The organism is Nocardiopsis sp. ATB16-24, assembly GCF_030271535.1.
Taxonomy (GTDB): Bacteria; Actinomycetota; Actinomycetes; order Streptosporangiales; family Streptosporangiaceae; genus Nocardiopsis.
In genome coordinates, this window is sequence record NZ_JASCXJ010000045.1 from 1 (window position 1) to 889 (window position 889).

At 69.3% G+C, this 889-nt stretch carries 2 protein-coding genes; both read left to right on the plus strand.

Annotated elements, in window-relative coordinates; all coding sequences use genetic code 11:
- Positions 1-537: winged helix-turn-helix domain-containing protein (locus tag PFX91_RS23025; protein ID WP_285735226.1), on the plus strand; the 537-nt coding region annotated here is incomplete at its 5' end.
- On the plus strand, positions 534-889 hold a 356-nt coding region (locus PFX91_RS23030; protein ID WP_285735228.1), incomplete at its 3' end, for a transposase. The genes PFX91_RS23025 and PFX91_RS23030, both read left to right, overlap by 4 nt.

Genomic DNA, 889 nt, shown 5'->3' on the forward strand with positions numbered 1-889 from the left:
CGTGCGAGCATCACGAACATGCCCCTCGCAACCGAGTCCCCTGTCCCTGAGGAAACCGTTCCCCCGCTGACCCGCCCTCAACTGGCCGAGGCCCGACGCCTGCGTGCGGCCGAACTCTTCGACCAGGGCCACCACTCCCACGCCGAGATCGCCCGGATGCTCGGCGTGTGTTCCGACAGCGTCCGGCGTTGGAAACGCCTGTGGGAACAGGGCGGGATGGCGGCTTTGCGTCGCCGCCCGGCCACCGGGCGGCCGCCCAAGCTGACCGCAGAACAGGTCGAACAGGTCCGCGCCGCCCTGGGACAGGGCGCGTTGGCGCACGGTTTCGCCTCCGCGTTGTGGACCCTGGAGCGGGTGGGTCTGGTGGTGGCGCGTACCACGGGGGTGGGGTTGTCGGTGTCGGCGGTGTGGCGGCTGCTCACCCAGAAGCTGGGCTGGAGCCTGCAACGGCCCCAGCGCAAAGCGGTGGAGCGCGATGAGGCCGAGATCGCCCGCTGGGTGGCCCACCAGTGGCCGCGTATAAAAAAGGGGCGTTGAGAAACCGGGCATGGATCGTGTTCTTCGACGAATCGGGCGTGTCGCTGCTGCCCCAGGTGCGCCGCGCCTACGCACCCCGCGGCCACACCCCCACCCTGGTCCACCGGCTGAACTGGAAGAAAGCGTCGATGGCCGCCGCCGTGGGCTACCACACCGCCGACACCACGCGCGGCGCCCGGTTGTGCTTCCACCTGCGTCCGGGCAGCTATGACACCGAGGCGCTGATCGGGGTACTCGAGCAGCTCAAGGCCTTCTACCAGGGTGAGAAGGTGGTGTTGGTCTGGGACGGGTTGAGCGCGCACTGGAGCCGGGACATGCGCGCCTGGGTCGATGAGCAGGACTGGCTCACCCT